Annotated in this window: 15 protein-coding genes; 13 read left to right on the top strand and 2 right to left on the bottom strand. The window is 71.4% G+C overall.

Annotation, left to right across the window (positions count from 1 at the left end):
- Positions 1-10 precede the first annotated feature (10 nt).
- The 3 genes from lepB to AC07NG_RS18660 all read left to right on the top strand — a co-directional run bounded on the left by lepB (position 11) and on the right by AC07NG_RS18660 (position 2,887).
- Complete coding sequence (gene lepB / locus AC07NG_RS18670; protein ID WP_494595596.1) at positions 11-808, top strand: signal peptidase I; 798 nt, start codon at positions 11-13, stop codon at positions 806-808.
- A 304-nt stretch (positions 809-1,112) separates the two neighbouring features.
- Entirely contained in the window at positions 1,113-1,820 is a 708-nt protein-coding gene (gene lexA / locus AC07NG_RS18665; protein ID WP_492856110.1) for a transcriptional repressor LexA, read from the top strand.
- A gap of 146 nt (positions 1,821-1,966) precedes the next feature.
- Positions 1,967-2,887 carry a bifunctional helix-turn-helix transcriptional regulator/GNAT family N-acetyltransferase gene (locus AC07NG_RS18660; RefSeq protein WP_494595595.1) on the top strand — a complete coding sequence of 307 codons (921 nt, stop codon included), beginning with the start codon at positions 1,967-1,969 and terminating at the stop codon, positions 2,885-2,887.
- Here AC07NG_RS18660 and AC07NG_RS18655 read toward each other — a convergent pair.
- Together AC07NG_RS18655 and AC07NG_RS18650 are read right to left on the bottom strand one after the other, a co-directional pair.
- On the bottom strand, positions 2,884-3,645 hold the full coding sequence (locus AC07NG_RS18655; RefSeq protein ID WP_494595593.1) for an isocitrate lyase/PEP mutase family protein: 762 nt from the start codon (positions 3,643-3,645) through the stop codon (positions 2,884-2,886). The genes AC07NG_RS18660 and AC07NG_RS18655 overlap by 4 nt on opposite strands.
- 50 nt (positions 3,646-3,695) lie before the next feature.
- Positions 3,696-5,756 (bottom strand): ComEC/Rec2 family competence protein, encoded by a 2,061-nt coding sequence (locus AC07NG_RS18650; protein ID WP_494595591.1) that lies wholly within the window; start codon positions 5,754-5,756, stop codon positions 3,696-3,698.
- A 178-nt stretch (positions 5,757-5,934) separates the two neighbouring features.
- Between AC07NG_RS18650 and gltX the strand changes: the two genes are divergently transcribed.
- From gltX to katG, 10 genes are all read left to right on the top strand, one after another.
- Complete coding sequence (gltX, locus tag AC07NG_RS18645; RefSeq protein ID WP_492856114.1) at positions 5,935-7,356, top strand: glutamate--tRNA ligase; 1,422 nt, start codon at positions 5,935-5,937, stop codon at positions 7,354-7,356.
- Between the two features lie 67 nt (positions 7,357-7,423).
- Positions 7,424-8,704, top strand: coding sequence for a citrate synthase (gene gltA, locus AC07NG_RS18640; RefSeq protein ID WP_109102818.1), 1,281 nt, complete (start codon positions 7,424-7,426; stop codon positions 8,702-8,704).
- Positions 8,705-8,846: 142 nt separating this feature from the next.
- Positions 8,847-9,851, top strand: a complete 1,005-nt coding sequence (locus tag AC07NG_RS18635; protein ID WP_492856115.1) for a 3-oxoacyl-[acyl-carrier-protein] synthase III C-terminal domain-containing protein — start codon at positions 8,847-8,849, stop codon at positions 9,849-9,851.
- The gene (locus tag AC07NG_RS18630) at positions 9,851-10,852 is read left to right on the top strand and encodes an NAD-dependent epimerase/dehydratase family protein (RefSeq protein WP_494595587.1); all 1,002 of its coding nucleotides are present in this window, start codon (positions 9,851-9,853) and stop codon (positions 10,850-10,852) included. The genes AC07NG_RS18635 and AC07NG_RS18630 overlap by 1 nt, the downstream gene beginning before the upstream one ends.
- On the top strand, positions 10,849-11,694 hold the full coding sequence (locus AC07NG_RS18625; RefSeq protein ID WP_494595586.1) for an MBL fold metallo-hydrolase: 846 nt from the start codon (positions 10,849-10,851) through the stop codon (positions 11,692-11,694). Before AC07NG_RS18630 ends, AC07NG_RS18625 begins: the two co-directional genes overlap by 4 nt.
- Positions 11,691-12,950 carry a cell division protein FtsA gene (locus tag AC07NG_RS18620; protein WP_494595584.1) on the top strand — a complete coding sequence of 420 codons (1,260 nt, stop codon included), beginning with the start codon at positions 11,691-11,693 and terminating at the stop codon, positions 12,948-12,950. Before AC07NG_RS18625 ends, AC07NG_RS18620 begins: the two co-directional genes overlap by 4 nt.
- Positions 12,938-14,113, top strand: coding sequence for an ATP-grasp domain-containing protein (locus AC07NG_RS18615; RefSeq protein WP_494595582.1), 1,176 nt, complete (start codon positions 12,938-12,940; stop codon positions 14,111-14,113). The genes AC07NG_RS18620 and AC07NG_RS18615 overlap by 13 nt, the downstream gene beginning before the upstream one ends.
- Positions 14,110-15,237, top strand: coding sequence for a hypothetical protein (locus tag AC07NG_RS18610; RefSeq protein WP_494595581.1), 1,128 nt, complete (start codon positions 14,110-14,112; stop codon positions 15,235-15,237). Before AC07NG_RS18615 ends, AC07NG_RS18610 begins: the two co-directional genes overlap by 4 nt.
- Entirely contained in the window at positions 15,234-16,250 is a 1,017-nt protein-coding gene (locus AC07NG_RS18605; protein ID WP_494595580.1) for a Rieske 2Fe-2S domain-containing protein, read from the top strand. Before AC07NG_RS18610 ends, AC07NG_RS18605 begins: the two co-directional genes overlap by 4 nt.
- Positions 16,251-16,408: 158 nt before the next feature.
- Complete coding sequence (gene katG, locus AC07NG_RS18600; RefSeq protein ID WP_494595578.1) at positions 16,409-18,643, top strand: catalase/peroxidase HPI; 2,235 nt, start codon at positions 16,409-16,411, stop codon at positions 18,641-18,643.
- The last annotated feature ends 45 nt before the right edge of the window (positions 18,644-18,688 follow it).

The following is an 18,688-nucleotide window of genomic DNA, read 5'->3' as shown; positions in this document are numbered from 1 at the left end:
GGCTTTTCGCATGACCGCCGGCAAGACGTCGCTTCGCTCGAAACTGGGCGCGCATCTGATCGACTGGGCCAGGACCCTGGCGCTGACGGCGGCCATCGTGCTCGTGCCGCGCACGGTGCTGTGCCAGCCGTTCGTGATCCCGTCGGGCTCGATGGAGCCGACCCTGCTGGTCGGCGACCGCATCCTGGTCAACAAGTTCGCCTATGGCTGGAGCCGCCATTCGGCGCCGTTCAGCCCGCAGATCGGCCATGGCCGGCTGATGGGCCGCGAACCGCAACGCGGCGACGTGGTGGTGTTCAAGAAGCCGGGCGACGGCCGCACCGACGTCATCAAGCGCCTGATCGGCCTGCCGGGCGACGAGCTGCAGGTGGTGGACGGGGTGCTGCGCATCAACGGCGCGCCGGTGGTTCAACAGTCCCTGGGGACGCGGATGGAGGACACCCCGTTCGGCGTGCTGCCCGCCGAGCGCTTCGTCGAGACCCTGCCGGGCGGCAAGACGCATCTGGCCAACAGCTACGGCCCGCGCACGGCGGCCGGCAACACCGCCGTCTATCGCGTGCCCGAGGGCTGCTACTTCATGATGGGCGACAATCGCGACAACTCGCTCGACAGCCGCTTCGACCCGGGCCCGATTCCGGCCGGCCAGGCCCGCTGCGCCTGGAACCCGGCGGTGGACGCCAATCTGCCGGCGCAGATCGGCATGGGCTTCGTGCCGTTCGAGAACCTGGTCGGCCGCGCCGAGATGGTGGTGTTCTCGTGGGAAAGCGGCGCCGGCCCGCGATGGAATCGGTCGTTCCAGCGGCTGTGAATCGGCGGTTGGGGTCCGGGAATCGCGGTCTCGGCGGCCATATTCTCGGAGCTTCGGGCGCGGCCCAATCGGACCGTCTACGGAAAATCACAGCTTGGTTCGCCTTCTCGGCCCGACACGGCCGACTGAGAACGGCGGACTTATCCGACGTAAAATCAGTCATTTAGGACCTGGGTCCTGACATGAGCGGCGCGAACGAACTGGCAGAACGCCGGTCGCCGTAATTCACTTGACCTTAACCAAGAACACCTAGAGAACATTCGCAAGGTTTGCGGTTTGTTCCGCGACGACTTGCGAGGCCGTCATGCTCACCCGCAAGCAGCACGAGCTGCTGATGTTCATCCACGAACGGATCAAGGAGACCGGTGTCTCCCCCTCCTTCGACGAGATGAAGGAGGCCCTGGACCTGGCGTCGAAGTCGGGCATCCACCGGCTGATCACCGCCCTGGAAGAGCGCGGCTTCATCCGCCGCCTGGCCCACCGGGCCCGGGCGCTGGAGGTGGTGAAGCTGCCGCAGCAGGCCACGACGGCCGCCCCGCCCAAGGGGCGCGGGGCGTTCCGGCCGCAGGTGCTGGAAGGCGGCGGCCCCGCCCCTTCGGCGCCCGCCCCGACCCTGCCGATCGCCAATGACAGCCGCGAGCTGCCGATCCTGGGCCGCATCGCCGCCGGCACGCCGATCGACGCCATCCAGCACGAGCGCGACCGCCTGCCGGTGCCCGAGAGCATGCTGGGCGGCGGCGAGCACTACGTTCTCGAGGTGCAGGGCGACTCGATGATCGAGGCCGGCATCCTCGACGGCGACTATGTGATCATCCGGAAGGGCGACACGGCCAACAGCGGCGAGATCGTCGTCGCCCTGGTCGGCGAGGAAGCCACGCTGAAGCGCCTGCGCAAGAAGGGCGGCTCGATCGCCCTGGAAGCGGCCAACCCCAAGTACGAGACCCGCATCTTCGGCCCCGACCAGGTCGAGGTGCAGGGCAAGCTGGTGGGGCTGATCCGCCGCTATCACTGACAGCTTGGGCCGGCACGACGGTTCGAGGGCGCGATCGCGAGGTCGCGCCCTTTTCCGTTTCGGGGGCGCGGCGATGGCGCCCGACCGGCCAGTGTTGACTCAGTCAATAAATCTCCAATATTGACGCAATCAACATTGGAGGCCGCATGACCGATCGCCACGACACCGACGTCGCCACCCTGCGCGCCTTCAACCGCGTCTACACCAGCCGCCTGGGCCTGCTGGACGCCAGCTATGACGGCAGCCCTTTCACGTTGAGCGAAGCGCGGGTTCTCTACGAGCTGGCCAACCGGACCGACGCGATGGCCGCCGACATCGCCCGCGCCCTGCGGCTGGATCCGGCCCAGGTCAGCCGTACGATCAAGCGCTTTTCCGAACGGGGCCTGGTCACGGCGCGCGAGAACCCGGCGCACGGCCGCCACCAGTTGCTGAGCCTGACCGATGAAGGCCGCGCGACCTTCGCCGCTCTCGAAGCCAACACCCGCGCCAGCGTCGGCGCCCTGATCAAGGGGCTGCATCCGCTGCAGCGGGCGCGCCTGCTCGAGGCGGCCGGCGCGATCAACGAGGTGTTCGAGGGCGGTCCGCCCGAGGTCGTGCTGCGGGCCTTGCGCCCCGGCGACCTGGGCCTGGTCGCCTCGCGCCAGGCGGTGCTCTACGCCAGCGAATACGGCTGGAACGGTGACTACGAGGCGCTGGTGGCCGGCATCCTGGCCGACTTCCACCACAACTTCGATCCCGCCCGGGACGACGCCTGGATCGCGCAGGCCAGCGGCCGGATGGTCGGCTCGATCTTCCTGGTGCGCGGCGATGCGCCGGGCGTGGCCAAGCTGCGGCTGCTCTATGTGGAGGCGCAGGCCCGAGGCCTGGGCGTCGGCCGGCGGCTGGTCGAGACCTGCGTCGAACGCGCCCGGGCGCTGGGCTACCAGCGGCTGGACCTCTGGACCGTCAGCGTCCTGACCGCCGCGCGCCGGCTCTACGAGCAGGCCGGCTTCACCCTGACCCACGAGGCGCCCGGCCGCCAGTTCGGCCACGACCTGATCGACCAGACCTGGTCGCTGGACCTCTAGACCGCCAGCGCTTTCGCCGCCGCGTCGAAGCCGGCCCAGGCCGCCGCGGCCAGGGCCGCGCCGGTGCTGGCGCGGCGCACGCCCAGGCCCGGCAGGTCGGCGAGCTTCATGTCCGGCCCCCACAGCAGCACGTTGACCGGCTTGGGCGCCACGGCCGCGACGATGGCGGCGATGTCGTCGTACTTCGTCACGCCCGGCGCGTAGAGGCAGTCGGCGCCGGCCTCGGCATAGGCGACCAGGCGCTCGATGGTCGGGGCGAGGTCGTCGCGGCCGATCAGGAAGCCTTCGGTGCGGCCAACCAGGATCACGTCCTGGCCCGAGGCGTCGATGGCGGCGCGGGCGGCGGCGATGCGGGCGACGGCCTCGGGCAGCTCGTAGAGGTCCTTGCCTGTGCGGTCCTCGATCGAGAGGCCGGCGACGCCGGTCTCGACGGCGCGGGCGACATTGGCGGCGACGCCTTCGGGGGTGTCGGCGAAGCCGGCCTCGAAGTCGGCGTTGACCGGCAGGTCGGTGGCCGCGACCAGCCCGCGCAGGTGCTCCAGCACCTCGTCGACCGTGACCTCGCCGTCGGCGCGGCCCCAGGACCAGGCCATGCCGGCGCTGGTCGAGGCCAGGGCCTTGAAGCCGAGCTTCTGGAGCCGGACCGCGCCGCCGGCGTCCCACGGATTGGGCAGGGCGAAGAAGCCGTCGGCGTGCAGAGCGCGGAAGGCGGCGCGGCGGGCGGCGAACTTGGCGGCGAACTCAGCGGCGTCGGTCATCGGGTCTTCCTTCAGTACGGGGCGCGAGTCCTTACGGCCGCCGGCCGCGACTATCCGCCCGGTTCTTGCGCATTCCTGTCAGCAGTCGCCACCCAGGGTCGCGCGCCGCGCAGGGGCTGGGCCCAGACGATCCACCAGCCGTCGCGGCGGCGCCAGAGCTCGGCCGAACCGCCGGCCGCGAAATCCTCGCCCGCCAGCACGACGGCGTCGTGACAGGCCGCCGGCAGGACGGCGGGACGGTGTCCGCGCAGCACCACCACCTGCGCCCCGGCGCAAAGGCGCTGCAAACCAGCGAAGTCGGGCGCGCGGCGGGTCCAGGACAGGCTGGCGGCGACCGGGGCCGACGCGAGCGGCGCGCAGGAGACGCGGTCGCAGGCGAAGTCCTTGCCGGCGACGGGCGTCAGACCCCGGCGGCGGGCCCAGAGATCGGCGCCGAAGCGGCGGGCGTCGGGGCGCAACAGCACCGCCTCCCCGCCCCGGCGCGCGGCGGCCGTGGCGCCGTCGGCGGAAATCCACAGGTCGGGCGGCGCCGGACGCGGCCAGAGGGCGACGGCCAGGGCCAGCGGCGCGCCCAGCCAGCGCAGCCGGCCCTTCCACAGGCAAAGCAGCATGATGCCCAGGAACGACAGGGCCAGGGTGAAGGGCGGGCCGCTGGCGACAACCTGCTGGGCGCCGTGGGCGCTGGCGAACCAGCGGGCGATGGCGGTCATGGCGTCGATGCCCCAACCGGCCACGGCCAGGAACGGCGCGCCCAGGCCCAGCGGCTCCAGCACGGCGCCGACCGCCAGAAACGGCATGATCACGAAGGACGACAGCGGCGAGACCGCCAGGTTGGCCGGCAGCCCCCAGACGGCGACGCGGTTGAAGTGCTGCATGGCGAACGGACCGGTGGCCATGCCGGCCACGAAGCTGGCGCCGACGCTGATGGCGATCCAGCCCATGGCCGCCTGGGTGAAGCGGATCGGCCAGGGCACGGAGATCTCACGCGCCTGGCGCGGCCAGGCCTCGGCCAAGGCGACCAGGGCGGCGGTGGCGGCGAACGACATCTGGAAGCCGGGCGCCCCGGCCGACTCGGGCTGGGCGACCAGGATGATCAGGGCCGCCAGGGCCAGGCCGTGCAGGCTGACAGCCTGGCGGTCGGCCAGGATCGCCAGGAAGGCCACGGCGGCCGTGATCGCCGCGCGCAGGGCCGGCGGCGGCGCGCCGGAGATGATCAGGTAGGCGCCGACGGCCGCGAGACCGGCGACGGCGGCGATCTTCTTGCCCGAGACCCGCAGGGCGACCCACGGCCAGGCGGCGATCAGCAGACGGACGGCCGCGAACACGAAGCCGCCGACGATGGCCATGTGCAGGCCGGATATGGAGAGGATGTGGGCCAGGCCCGAGGCGCGCATGGCCTCGGTCTGCTCCGGCGTCACCCAGGCCTCGTGGCCAGTGACCATGGCCGCGGCGATGCCGCCGCTCTCCGGTCCCAGCCGCTCGACGATGCGGGAGGCGAGATCCCAGCGCACGGCGTTGACCGCCATGGAGAGGCGCAGCCGCCAGGGCGGCGGGTCGAGCGCGGTCTCCTCGATCTGGCCGACCACGAAGCCGACGCCGCCCACGCCGTTGAACCAGGCGTCGCGGGCGAAGTCGTAGGCACCGGGCGCGGCCGGCGGCGGCGGGGCCGACAGCATGGCCTTCAGGCGCAGGGCAGAACCGGGCGGCGGCGCGACCTCGCCTTCGGCCAGGCTGACCCGGATTCGGGTGGGCGTCGCTTCTGGCGACAGCCGTGAGATCGACACCGGCGCGACCAGCAGGCGCGGTCCGGCGGCGCCGGGCGAGACCACATCGACGACGAAGCCGTCGATGACCCGCACGCTCCGCTCGACCGGCATGACCGGCGCGGCGACCCGGTCGCAGCGGACCTTTCCGGCCAAGGCTCCGCTGGCGGCGAAGGCGGCCAGGGTCAAGGGAATCGCCAGGCCGCTCCAGCGTGGCCAACCCCGGCTCCAGATGGCGAGCACGGCCAAGGCGAGCGCGACCAGGGCCAGCAGCGACCACGAAGGCTCGACCTTCAGCTCCAGATAGCCGGCCGCGCCCAGGCCGAAGGCGACCGGCGCCCACAGCATCCAGCGGCCCGCGTTGAGCCTTGCCTCATCGATCGCCTGTGAAGCGAGCGCTGCGGGACTAGGACACCTTCGAACGGCCGTGCTAAGACGCGCCGCCCAGCGGCCGGCGCCTGCGTCGCGCGCAGCCGCCGAGCCTCCCGCCGCCCCCGCGGCCTCCAGACCGTCAGCTTCGAAGCCTATGTCCAGTTCCTCCCCCGCCCCCAGCGGCGTCGTCACCCGCTTCGCCCCGTCGCCGACCGGCTTCCTGCATATCGGCGGCGCCCGAACGGCGCTGTTCAACTGGTTATATGCACGCCATACGGGTGGGAAGTTCCTTATTCGCGTCGAGGACACCGACCGCGAGCGTTCGACCGAAGCGGCCGTGGCCGCGATCTTCGAAGGCCTCGACTGGCTGGGCATGAAGTCCGACGAGGAAGTCGTCTTCCAGTACAGCCGCGCCGACCGCCATCGGGCCGTCGTCGAGGAGATGCTGGCGGCCGGCCGCGCCTATCGCTGCTGGATGACCGTCGAGGAGCTGGCCGCCGCGCGCGAACTGGCCCGAGCCGGCGGGCCGGCCCTGCGCTCGCCCTGGCGCGACGCCCCGCCGCCCAACGATCCCACCCTGCCGCACGTCATCCGTTTCAAGGGACCGACCGAGGGCACGACCCTGGTCGACGATCAGGTCAAGGGTCCGGTGACCTTCAACAACGCCGACCTGGACGACCTGGTCCTGCTGCGCGCTGACGGCGCCCCGACCTACAACCTGGCCGTGGTGGTCGACGACCACGACATGGGCGTCACCCACGTGATCCGCGGCGACGACCACCTGAACAACGCCGCCCGCCAGACCCTGATCTACCAGGCCAATGGCTGGACCGTGCCGGCCTTCGGCCACATCCCGCTGATTCACGGCCCCGACGGCGCCAAGCTCAGCAAGCGCCATGGCGCGCAAGCCGTCGGCGAGTTCGCCGACATGGGCTACATCCCCGAGGGCATGCGCAACTACCTGGCGCGCCTGGGCTGGGGCCACGGCGACGACGAGGTGTTCAACGACGAACAGGCGATCAGCTGGTTCGACATCAAGGACGTGGTCAAGGCCCCTGCCCGCCTGGACTGGGCCAAGCTGAACTTCATCAACGGCCAGCACCTGCGCCAGGCCGACGACGCCCGCCTGACCGCCCTGACGCTGAAGGCCCTGACCGCCGCCGGGACCGACCTGCCGGCCGACGCCGAAGCCCGCATCGCCGGCGCCGTTCCGCAGGTCAAGGAAGGCGCCAAGACCATCCTGGAGTTGGGTGAACACGTGGCGTTCGCGCTCAAGGTGCGCCCGCTGGTCCTCGAAGAAAAAACCGCCAAGCAGCTTTCCGAGGAAACGGTCGCGCGCCTCGCACGACTTCGTGACCAGTTGGCCGCCGCCCCGGCCTGGGGCGTTTCGGAGCTGGAGACGCTGTTGAAATCGTTCGCGGAATCGGAGGCTGTCGGCTTCGGCAAGTTCGGCCCGCCGCTGCGCGGAATCCTCACCGGCGGGGCCCAGGCGCCCGACCTGAACAAGATCATGACCGCCCTTGGTCGTGACGAGTCGCTGGGGCGTCTTGACGACGCGCTGGCGTCGCGCGCATGAGGCGCTATAACGCAGCCGCGAAATACAAAACTGGACTGATCGTTCCATTATTGAAAGGGTCTCTCGCATGACCGACAAAGCCACGCTGACGATCGGCGATAAGAGCTACGACCTGCCGATCCTCAAGGGCAGCACGGGTCCGGACGTTCTGGACATCCGCAAGGTCTATGGCGAAAGCGACCACTTCACCTTCGATCCGGGCTTCACCTCGACCGCGTCGTGCGAGAGCAAGATCACCTATATCGACGGCGACGCCGGCGTTTTGCTGCACCGCGGCTATCCGATCGACCAGCTGGCCGAGAAGTCGTCGTTCCTCGAAGTCTGCCACCTGCTGCTGAACGGCGAACTGCCGACGGCCGCCGAACTGGCCAAGTTCGAGAACAACATCACCTACCACACGATGCTGCACGCGCAGTTCGACCGGTTCTTCGAAGGCTTCCGTCGCGACGCCCACCCGATGGCCGTCATGACCGGCGCCGTGGGCGCCCTGTCGGCCTTCTACGCCGACAGCATGAACGTCGACGACGCCCGCGAGCGTGAGATCAGCGCTCATCGCCTGATCGCCAAGATGCCGACGATCGCCGCCCGCGCCTACAAGTACACGATCGGCCAGCCGTTCGTGTCGCCGCGCAACGACCTGTCGTACTCGGAAAACTTCCTGCGCATGTGCTTCTCGGTCCCGGCCGAGGACTGGAAGCCGAACCCGGTCCTGACCCGCGCCATGGACCGCATCTTCATCCTGCACGCCGACCACGAGCAGAACGCCTCGACCTCGACCGTCCGTCTGGCCGGTTCGTCGGGCGCTCACCCGTTCGCCTGCATCGCCGCCGGCATCGCCTGCCTGTGGGGCCCGTCGCACGGCGGCGCCAACCAGGAAGCCCTGGAGATGCTCGAGCAGATCGGCACGGTCGACAAGATCCCCGAGTTCATCGAGGGCGTGAAGGCGCGCAAGCACAAGCTGATGGGCTTCGGCCACCGCGTGTACAAGAACTTCGACCCGCGCGCGAAGGTCATGCAGAAGACCTGCCACGAGGTCCTCGGCCAGCTGGGCATCAACGACCCGCTGCTCGAAGTGGCCATGGAGCTGGAAAAGATCGCGCTCAGCGATCCGTTCTTCATCGAGCGCAAGCTGTACCCGAACATCGACTTCTACTCGGGCATCACCCTGCGAGCGATGGGCTTCCCGACCAACATGTTCACCGTGCTGTTCGCCCTGGCCCGCACCGTCGGCTGGATCAGCCAGTGGAAGGAAATGTTCGAGGATCCGACCCGCAAGATCGGTCGTCCGCGTCAGCTCTATACGGGCTCGACCCAGCGCGACTACATCGACGTCGAAAAGCGCGGCTAAGCGCTTCTTCCGACTTCGGAATTACGGAAAGGCCTCGCGAAAGCGAGGCCTTTTTGTTTGCGCGCCAGCATTGCGCCGCGTTGCGGACGCGAGTGCATGCGACTAAGCGTTGATTGTTGTAGCGCTTTGGAAGGGTCGCGTAATGTCTGGTTTCACGCCGCTGCGGCTGTGCGGCCTGGGCGTCTACGAACCCCGACAGGCCCTGGCCTCCGACGAGCTGGACGCCCGCTACGGGCGTGAGGCCGGCTTCACCCAATCGCAGTTCGGCCTGACCTCGCGCCGCTTCGCCTCGCCCGACGAGACCGCCTCGATGATGGGGGCCGCGGCGGCGCGCGACGCCCTGGCCGCGGCCGGCTGGGCCGATGGCGAGTTCGACGTGCTGATCGGGGCCGGCGGGGTGATGGAGCAGCCGATCCCTGGCACATCGATCCTGGTGCAGCAGGCCCTGGGCCTGGGCCGCTCGGGCATCAGCGCCTTCGACGTCAACCAGAGCTGCCTGTCGTTCCTGGCGGCGCTGGACGTGGCGGCCATGGGCTTCGCCACCAGGCGCTGGCGGCGGGCCCTGGTGGTCTCCAGCGACATCGCCTCGGCGGGGCTGGACTGGCGCCAGCCGACGGCCAGCGCGATCTTCGGCGACGGCGCGGCGGCGGCCTGCCTGGAGGCGGGCGAGGACCCGGACGGTCCCGCCCTGCTGGCCCGCCGGTTCGAGAGCTATGGCGAGGGCCGGGACCTGGCCACCCTGAAGGCCGGCGGCTCGCGCGTGCGGCTGGAGGACGGGCTGGAGGCCTTCGAGGACGCCGCCAAGTTCCACATGGACCCGTTCGGCATCTTCAAGGCCGCCGCCAAGCGCCTGCCGCCGGTGGTCGACAAGGTGCTGGAGGACGCCGGCCTCGACCGCGAAGGCGTCGACCTGATCGTGCCGCACCAGGCCAGCCGGCCGGGCCTGGATCACCTGCGCAAGCTGGTCGGCGGGGATCCGGCCCGGGTGGTCGATGTGTTCGGCGAGCACGGCAACCAGATCGCCGCCTCCATTCCAACGGCGCTGCACAGCGCCTGGCGCGACGGGCGGCTGACGCCGGGCTCGAGCGTGCTGCTGGTCGGCACGGCCGCCGGCATCAGCATCGGCGCGATGGTCCTGCGGGTCTGATGCGCCAGGCGCTCGTCACCGGCGCCACGGGCGGGCTGGGCCTGGCCCTGACCGCCGCCCTGCTGGCGCAAGGCTACGCCGTGCGCGCGACGGGGCGCGACGCCGTGGCCGCGCGACGGCTGCGGGCCATGGGCGTCGAGACGGTGGAGGCCGACCTGGTCGCCGATCCGGGCCGGGCCGCCGAGCTTTGCCGGGACATCGACGTGGTGTTCCACGCGGCGGCCCTGTCCAGCCCCTGGGGACCGGACGAGGCCTTCGACCGGGCCAATGTGGGCATGACCCGCGACCTGCTGGCCGCGGCCCGCGCCGCCGGCTGCGAGGGGCTGGTCTTCGTCTCCTCGCCCTCAATCTACACCGAACCGCGCGACCGGCTGAACCTGACCGAGGCCGACGCGCCAGCCGCGCGGCCGATGAACGCCTACGCCCGCACCAAGCTGGCGGCCGAGCGGCTGGTGCTGGCGGCCAACGGTCCGGACTTCTTCACGGTTTCTGTGCGTCCCAGAGCCTTGGTGGGGCCGGACGACAAGGTGCTGCTGCCGCGCCTGCTGGCGCTGGTCGCTCGGGGCCGCGCGCCGCTGCCGCGTGGCGGGCGGGCGCTCGTGGAACTGACCGACGTGCGCGACGCGGTCCAGGCGCTGGTGCTGGCCGACCAGCGGCGCGCGGCGATCGGCGGACGGGCGTTCAACATCTCGGGCGGGACGGCGGTCAGCGTCCGGGATTTCGCCCTCGACCTGGCGGCGGCGACCGGACGATCGCTGAAGCTGATGTCGGCGCCCTGGCCGCTGCTCTTCGCCGGCGCCGCCCTGGCCGAGGGCGTCGCGGCCCTGCTGCCCGGCCGGCCCGAGCCGCCGATCACCCGCTACGGCGCGGCGACCCTGGCCTTCTCCCAGACCTTCGACCTGACCGCCGCCCGCCGTGACCTCGGCTGGACGCACCGCCACGACGCCCGCGCCGCCGCCCTTGAACTGGCCCGGCGCTGGGCCGAAGGATCGCGGGCATGACCGCCGTGCGCTGCGAAATCCACCTGCTGAAGGCCGGCGCCTGCGTGCACCCGGAGGCCGCGGCCCTGCGCGGCGGCAGCCTGTGCCCGGTCGACTTCCCGGCCCTGACCGCCCTGATCCTGCACCCGACGGCGGGGCCGCTGCTATGGGACACCGGCTACGACCCGGCCTTCTTCCGCGCCACCCGCCGCTGGCCCGAGAAGCTCTATGCCCTGGCCACGCCCGTGACCCTGGGCGAGGACGAGCCCGCAGCCCGCCAGATCGCGCGCTTCGGCCTGACGCCGGACGACATCCAGGGGGTGATCGTCTCGCACTTCCACGGCGACCACGTGGCGGGTCTGCCAACCTTTCCGAAGGCGAAGATCATATGCGCCCGCGCGGGACTGAAGCAGATCCAGGGCCTGGGCCGGTTCGCCGGCGTGCGGCGGGGACTGCTGGCGGGGCTGTTGCCGGCCGATGTCGAGGCGCGGGCGGTGTTCTTCGAGGACCGGCCGCGTCGCGCCCTGCCCGCCCGGCTCGCCCCGTTCGAGACCGGCGCCGACCTGCTGGGCGACGGCAGCCTGATCGCCGTCGAGCTGCCCGGCCATTGCCCCGGCCACTGGGGGCTGGCGGCGCGGGGGAGTGACGATCGACTGTGGTTCTTCGTCGGCGACGCGGCCTGGTCGCTGAAGGCGATCCGCGAGAACCGCCCGCCCCCGGCCTTCACGACCGCCCTGCTGGGCCGCACCGACCGCTATCGCGCGACCCTGGCGGACCTGCACGCCCTGCACGCGCGGGCCCCCGAAGTGGTGCTGACCCCGTCGCACTGCCGGGAGGCGGCGGCGACCGCGGAGGCTCCTTGAGCCTGGCCCGCGCCGGCCGGATCGCCGCCGCCTATCTGGACGCGCGGCTGGCCGAGCGGTCGTTGCGCGACCGCGCGGCCCTGGAGCGGCGGCAGGCTCGGCTTTGGCGCCGTCTCGCACCGGCCCTGGCCCGCACGCCGGCGCTGGCGTCCCTGGCCGGGCGTCCAGTGGAAGACTTTCCGGTGCGCGAGCCGGCGCAGGTGCGCGGTGACCTTTCGGCCTGGAACAGCCTGGGGCTGGATACGGCCTCGATCCTGGCTGCGGCGCAGGCGGCCGAGGATGGGCGCGAGGTCGCCCTGCCCGGCGGCGCCCAGGCGGGCTTCTCGACCGGCAGCGAGGGCGCGCGCGGGGTGTTCCTAACCACCCCGGCCGAGCGCGACCACTATGTCGGGACGCTGCTGGGCAAGCTGATCGCGCCGACACGGCTGCTGGCCCCGATCCGCGCCGCCCTGATCCTGCGGGCCAATAACAGGCTCTACGAGGATATCGGCGGCGCCGGCGCGGCCTTCGCCTTCATCGGTCTGGACGAGACCCCGCAGGCCCAGGCCGTCGCCCTGCGGGCCTTCGCGCCGACCCATCTGGTGGCCCCCCCGCACGTGCTGGCCGGACTGGCGCGGTTGGGCGAGACGGAGGGCTGGGCGGATCGGCTGGAGGGCCTCTATTACGGCGCCGAGCCGATGGGCGAGCGCGAGGGCGAGGTTCTGGCCCGGACCTTCGGCCGCCATCCCGCGCCGCTCTACCAGGCCACCGAGGGCTTCCTCGGCGCGCCGTGCCGCCTGGGGACCCTGCACCTCAACGAGGAGAACCTGATCGTCGAGCGCGATCCCCTGCCCGGCGGAACGCGCTTTCGGCCCATCGTCACCGACCTGCGCCGCACGGCCCAGCCGATGGTGCGGGTGCGGCTGGACGACCTGATCGAGCCGGCCCCGCCCTGCCCCTGCGGCTCGTCGCGGCTGGCGATCCGGCCGGTGGAGGGGCGCGTCGGCGACGTCTGGCGGGCGGGCGAGACGATTATCTTTCCGCGCGAGATCGAAGCGGCGCTCGAGGCCGCGTTGCCGCCGCTGGCGCCGTGGCGGGCCGAGGCTTCGCCGGACGGGGTTCGGGTGCTGGTCGAAGAGGTCGCGCACGTCGCGCCGGCCCGCGCGGCTATAGAGGCGCTGCTGGCGGCGCATGGCGTGGGCTGGCCGGTTGCGGCGGAAGTCTCGGCCCAGGTCGAGACCCGGCCCAAGCGGCGGCGCGTGCGGTGGCGGGCGTGAGCGGCGCGCCGCTGGTCCTGATCACCGGCGCGCGGGCCCCGGCGGCGCTGGACCTGGCCCGCGCCTTCCGGGCGGCCGGCGCCCGCGTGCGCATGGCCGACTGCAGCCGGTCACGGGCGGCGCGGCTATCGAAGGCGCCCGAAGCGGTGCACGCCTACGCCTCGCCGGTGACGCGGCCCGAGGCCTTCGCCCACGACGTCGAGGACCTGATCGACACGCTGACACCGACCCTGGTCGTGCCGACCTGCGAGGAGGTGTTCCACCTGGCGGCGCTGGCCGAGCGACGCCCGACCCTGGCCGCGACGCTGTTCGCGCCGTCGCTTTCGACGCTGCGGAGGCTGCATTCCAAGCGGCTGTTCGCGGAGGCCTGCGTCTCCGAAGACTTGCCGGTTCCACGGACCTGGAGCCTAACCGGCCCGGCCGATCTGGCCGGCCTGCCGCCGGCGGACGAGCTGGTGTTCAAGCCGGAATATTCCCGCTTCGGCGTCCACGCCCTGATCCGGCCGACAGCCGAGCAGGTCGCGGCCCTGCCGATCTCGCCCGAGCGGCCGTGGGTGGCGCAGGCCTGCATGGTCGGGACCGAGGTCTCGTTCTACGCCGTGGCGCGAGGCGGACGGCTGGCGGCGTTTTCCGCCTACGGCTCGGCCTGGCGCGATCGGGGCGGCGCCAGCTACGCGTTCGTCGCGCCGCCGGCCGAGATCGTCGCGGTGCCGCGGGACCTCGCCGCCCGGCTGGCCGAGCGGATCGTCGGCGACGGACAGTTCGCCTGCGACATCATCCTCGACGCCGAGGGGCTGCCGTGGCTGCTGGAGTGCAATCCGCGGGCGACCAGCGGCGTACATCTGTTCCAGCGCAGCGCGGCGTTCGGCCGGGCCTTCCTGGCGGACGGGCCGCTCGTCGAGCCGGACGCCCCGCCACCGCTGCACGTCGCGCCGGCTCTGTGGCTGCTGGGATTGCCGGCAGCGCTGCGGGAACGACGTCTGACCGAATGGAACGCTCTGCGGCGCGACGGCCGGGACGTGCTGACCGCGCCGGGCGACCGGGCGCCGCTGCTGGGGGCGCTGGTCGACAGCGCCGCCTTCGGCCTGAAGGCCCTGGCGACCGGCCGTACGCTGGCCGCCGCCATGACGGCCGACATCGAGTGGAACGGAGACCCGGCGTGAGCGCGGTGCGGGTCGCGGCCGTGGACGATCCGGCGCTGGATTGGGGCGATCCGGCGGTCGGCGCCTATGCCCGCGCCCTGGCCGCTCTGGGACCCGACGGCGCGCTGGAGAACGCCCGCTTCCACCTGGCTTCGCTGCAGTTGCGCGACCGGGCGCTGGCCCTGGTCGTCCCGGAAGGACGGCAGGCCTGCTGGCTGACCGCGCCGACGGTGACCTACGGACGAACGCTGCGCGAGGAGATCGATCGCGAACTGAAGGGCGGCGAGGCCTTGGCGGCCAAGGCCGCGTCCTGGCTGGCCGAGGGCCTGCTGCGGATCACCCGAGCCGACGACGCCGTCCATGTGAACCACCTGCTGTTCTCGACCAGCCTGCACGGCGGCTGGGACGGCGCGGAACTGGGCGAGGCGCTGACGGCGCTGCGTGTGGCCTATCCCGGCCGGGCCATCGTCTGGCGCAGCCTGAACGCCGTCGATCACGCCGGCCTGCTGGCGCGGATGCAGGCGGCTGGCGGGCGGCGGCTGCTGAGCCGGCTGATCTGGCGCCTGCCCGATCCGGAGCGGCAATGGGCGCCGCGCCGCGACGTCCGGCGCGACCTGGCTCTGACGGCGGCCGGCGGCTTCACGGTCGAGACCGACGCCAGGCCGACACCGGAGGAGATCGAGCGGCTGCTGGCGCTCTATGCCGGCGTCTATATCGCCAAATATTCCCGCGCCAATCCGCGTTACACGGCGGCGGCGCTGGCGGCCGGCATCACGTCGGCGGTGCTGCGCCTGTCGCTGGTGCGCGCGCCGTCGGGCGAGATCGTCGCCTTCGCCGCCGACCAGACCTGCGGCGGCGAACTGGCCACGCCGATGCTGGGCCACGACCGGACGCGGCCCGAGACCGAGGGCCTGTTCCGGATCGCCATGGCGCTGTCGGTCCAGCACGCGGTCGAGCAGGGCCTGGCGGTCAACGGCTCGGCCGGCGCGGCGGCCTTCAAGCGTCACCGGGGCGCGACGCCGGCGCTGGAGCACCAGATGGTGTTCGACGACCATCTTCCCCCCTGGCGGCGGGCGGGCTACGCCTTGCTGGCCAAGGCCCTCGACGCCCTGACCCCGACCCTGGAAAGGATCGCCGCCGGATGACGCCCTTCCCCCCCGGCCTGACCCGAACCTGGCTGCCCGTTTGTCTGTCTGGCGAGCTGACGGCAAAGCCCCTGGCGCGCCAGTTGGCCGGCGTGCCGCTGGTGCTGTTCCGCGACGCTCAGGACGAGGCCGCGGCGCTGGAGGACCGCTGCCCGCACCGCAACTATCCGCTGTCGGACGGCAAGGTAGTCGATGGCGCGATCCGCTGCCCCTATCACGGCTGGAAGTTCGACGGTTCAGGCGGCTGCGTGGAGATCCCCGGGACCAGCGAGGACATCAATGCCGAGCGCCTGAGCGCGCGGCGGATCGAGCTGGTCGAGCGGCACGGGGCGGTGTTCGTGCGGCTGGAGCCGGATCCGGAGCAACCGGACCTCGTGCTGCCGCCGCTGCTGGGCGACCCCGACCACGATCATTTCTGGTGGAGCCAGCCGCCGTGGAAGGCCCGCGCCCTCGACGCGCTGGAGAACATCCTCGACCCGTTCCACACCAACTTCGTGCACGACGGCCTGATCCGGGTCAGCGGCAAGCGGCAGGCCGTACGCCAGACGGTGATCCAGCACGCTGACGGCGTCGAGGTGGTCTACGAGCAGGACGAGCCCGATCGGGGTTGGATGTCGCGGCTTCTGGAGGGCGATCGCCAGCGCAGCGTCGGCCGCTACTATCCGCCGGTGACGTTCCAGGGGCGCTGGGAGAAGAAGGACGGCCTGACCCTGTGCGCCACGGCCTTCTTCGTGCCGGAGACGCAGGACCGCTTTCGGGGCTTCGGCTGCTGGACGACGCCGAAGGGCCGCGCGCCGGCCTGGCTGAAACGCCAGGCGATCATGGCCTTCGTGCGCCCGGTCGCGGTCCAGGACCGCCGCGCGCTGGAGCGGCAATACGCGACCATCGCCGCCTTTGGAGGCCCAAGGTTCAAGTCCGGCCCGACCGACCGCGTCACCACGCCCCTGACCCGGCTCTATCAAGGCGAGGCGTTGGAGCCGTCGATCGACGGTCCGAACACCATCTGGCTCTGAGCCTCCTCGCGGAGCATTTCGCTCCGGACGCGGCGTAAATCCAATCCGCGCCTCAATGCTCTTGCGATTTAATCGCAACAATCATGCGAACTGGACCTGAGGTCTGGTTGGCGGCGTCTATCGCGATGATAGGAACAATCAATTTTACCTATCGGCGGATGCGCGTTGACTACGCGCCGGGGGCAAGCAGCAGACATAAGCCAGGGAGGAAGGCGACGATGGATGGGAATGTCGAGACCGGCGCGAAGGGCCAATGCCCCGTCGGACACGGCCGCGGCCACGGCAATCGTGACTGGTGGCCCCAGAGCCTTCGCCTCGAAGGCCTCAATCAGCATTCGCCGCGGTCCAATCCCCTGGGCGAGGCCTTCGACTACGCCGAGGCCTTCAAGAGCCTGGACCTCGACGCGGTGGTCGCCGACCTGCACGCCCTGATGACCGACAGCCAGGACTGGTGGCCGGCCGACTTCGGGCACTATGGCGGCCTCTTCATCCGCCTGGCCTGGCACAGCGCCGGCACCTACCGGATCACCGACGGGCGCGGCGGGGCCGGCGGCGGCCAGCAGCGGTTCGCGCCGCTCAACAGCTGGCCGGACAACGCCAATCTGGACAAGGCCCGGCGCCTGCTGTGGCCGATCAAGCAGAAGTACGGCGCCAAGCTGTCCTGGGCCGACCTCTACGTGCTGGTCGGCAACGTCGCGCTGGAGTCGATGGGCTTCAAGACCTTCGGCTTCGGCGGCGGCCGGGCCGACCAATGGGAGCCCGAGGAGCTCTACTGGGGTCCCGAAGGCTCTTGGCTGGGCGACGAGCGCTACAGCGGCGAGCGGCAGCTGCACCCGACCCTGGGCGCGGTGCAGATGGGCCTGATCTACGTCAATCCGGAAGGCCCGAACGGCAATCCCGACCCGAAGGCGGCGGCGCGCGACATCCGCGACACCTTCGCCCGCATGGCCATGAACGACGAGGAGACCGTCGCCCTGATCGCCGGCGGCCACAGCTTCGGCAAGACCCACGGCGCGGGCGACCCGTCCTTCGTCGGCGTCGAGCCCGAGGGCGGCGAGATCGAGGCGCAAGGGTTGGGCTGGGCCAGCAAGCACGGCACCGGCATCGGCGCCGACGCCATCACCGGCGGTCCGGAAGTGATCTGGACCCAGACCCCGACCAAGTGGAGCAACCACTTCTTCGAGAACCTCTTCAAGTTCGAGTGGGAGCTGCACCAAAGCCCGGCCGGCGCCAAGCAATGGCGGGCCAAGGACGCCCCGGCCGACATCCCCGACGCCTACGACGGGTCCAAGACCCACGTCCCGCGGATGCTGACCACGGACCTGGCCCTGCGGTTCGACCCGGAATACGAGAAGATCTCGCGCCGGTTCCTGGAGAACCCCGACCAGTTCGCCGACGCCTTCGCCCGCGCCTGGTTCAAGCTGACCCACCGCGACATGGGCCCCAAGCCGCGCTACCTCGGCAAGCTCGTGCCGGAAGAGACGCTGATCTGGCAGGACCCGATCCCGGCGCCCGACCATCCGCTGGTCGACGCTTCGGACATCGCGGCGCTGAAGCAGAAGATCCTCGCCTCGGGCCTGTCGGTGGGCGAACTGGTCTCGACGGCCTGGGCCTCGGCCTCGACCTATCGGGGCTCGGACAAGCGCGGCGGGGCCAACGGCGCCCGCATCCGCCTGGCGCCGCAGAAGGACTGGGAGGTCAATGATCCGCCGGTCCTGGCCAAGGTTCTCGGCGTGCTCGAAGGGATCAAGAAGGACTTCGACGGCTCGGGCGGCAAGAAGATCTCGCTGGCCGACCTGATCGTGCTGGGCGGCGCGGCGGCGGTCGAGAAGGCCGCCAAGGACGCCGGCACGCCAACCGAGGTGCCGTTCGCCCCGGGACGCGGCGACGCCAGCGCCGAGCAGACCGACGCCGACTCCTTCGCCCCGCTGGAGCCGCTTTCGGACGGCTTCCGCAACTATCGGCGGTCGGGCGAGCAGTTCATGGCCCCGGAAGAGGCCCTGGTCGACCGGGCGCAGCTGCTGCGCCTTTCGGGACCGGAGCTGACGGCGCTGGTCGGTGGACTGCGGGTGCTGGGCGCCAACGCCGGCGGCTCGAAGGCCGGGGTCTTCACCAACCGTCCGGGCCAGCTGACGAACGACTTCTTCGTCAACCTGCTGGACATGGGCACGACCTGGAGCCCGACGGCGGTCAACGCCTTCGCCGGGCACGGCCGCAAGGACAGCCAGCCGCGCTGGACCGCGACCCGAGTCGACCTGATCTTCGGCTCCCACGCCGAGCTTCGGGCCCTGGCCGAGGTCTATGGCAGCGCCGACGCGCAGGGCAAGTTCGTCAAGGACTTCGTGGCGGCCTGGAACAAGGTGATGAACGCCGACCGCCTGGACCTGAACTGATCCTGTGAAACGGCTCTAGACGACAGAAGGGGGCCGTCCGCGAGG

The organism is Caulobacter sp. GW821-FHT10C03 (genome assembly GCF_059415485.1).
Note: the sequence above shows the minus strand (reverse complement) of the source record. Positions and strands in the feature narration are given on the sequence as shown.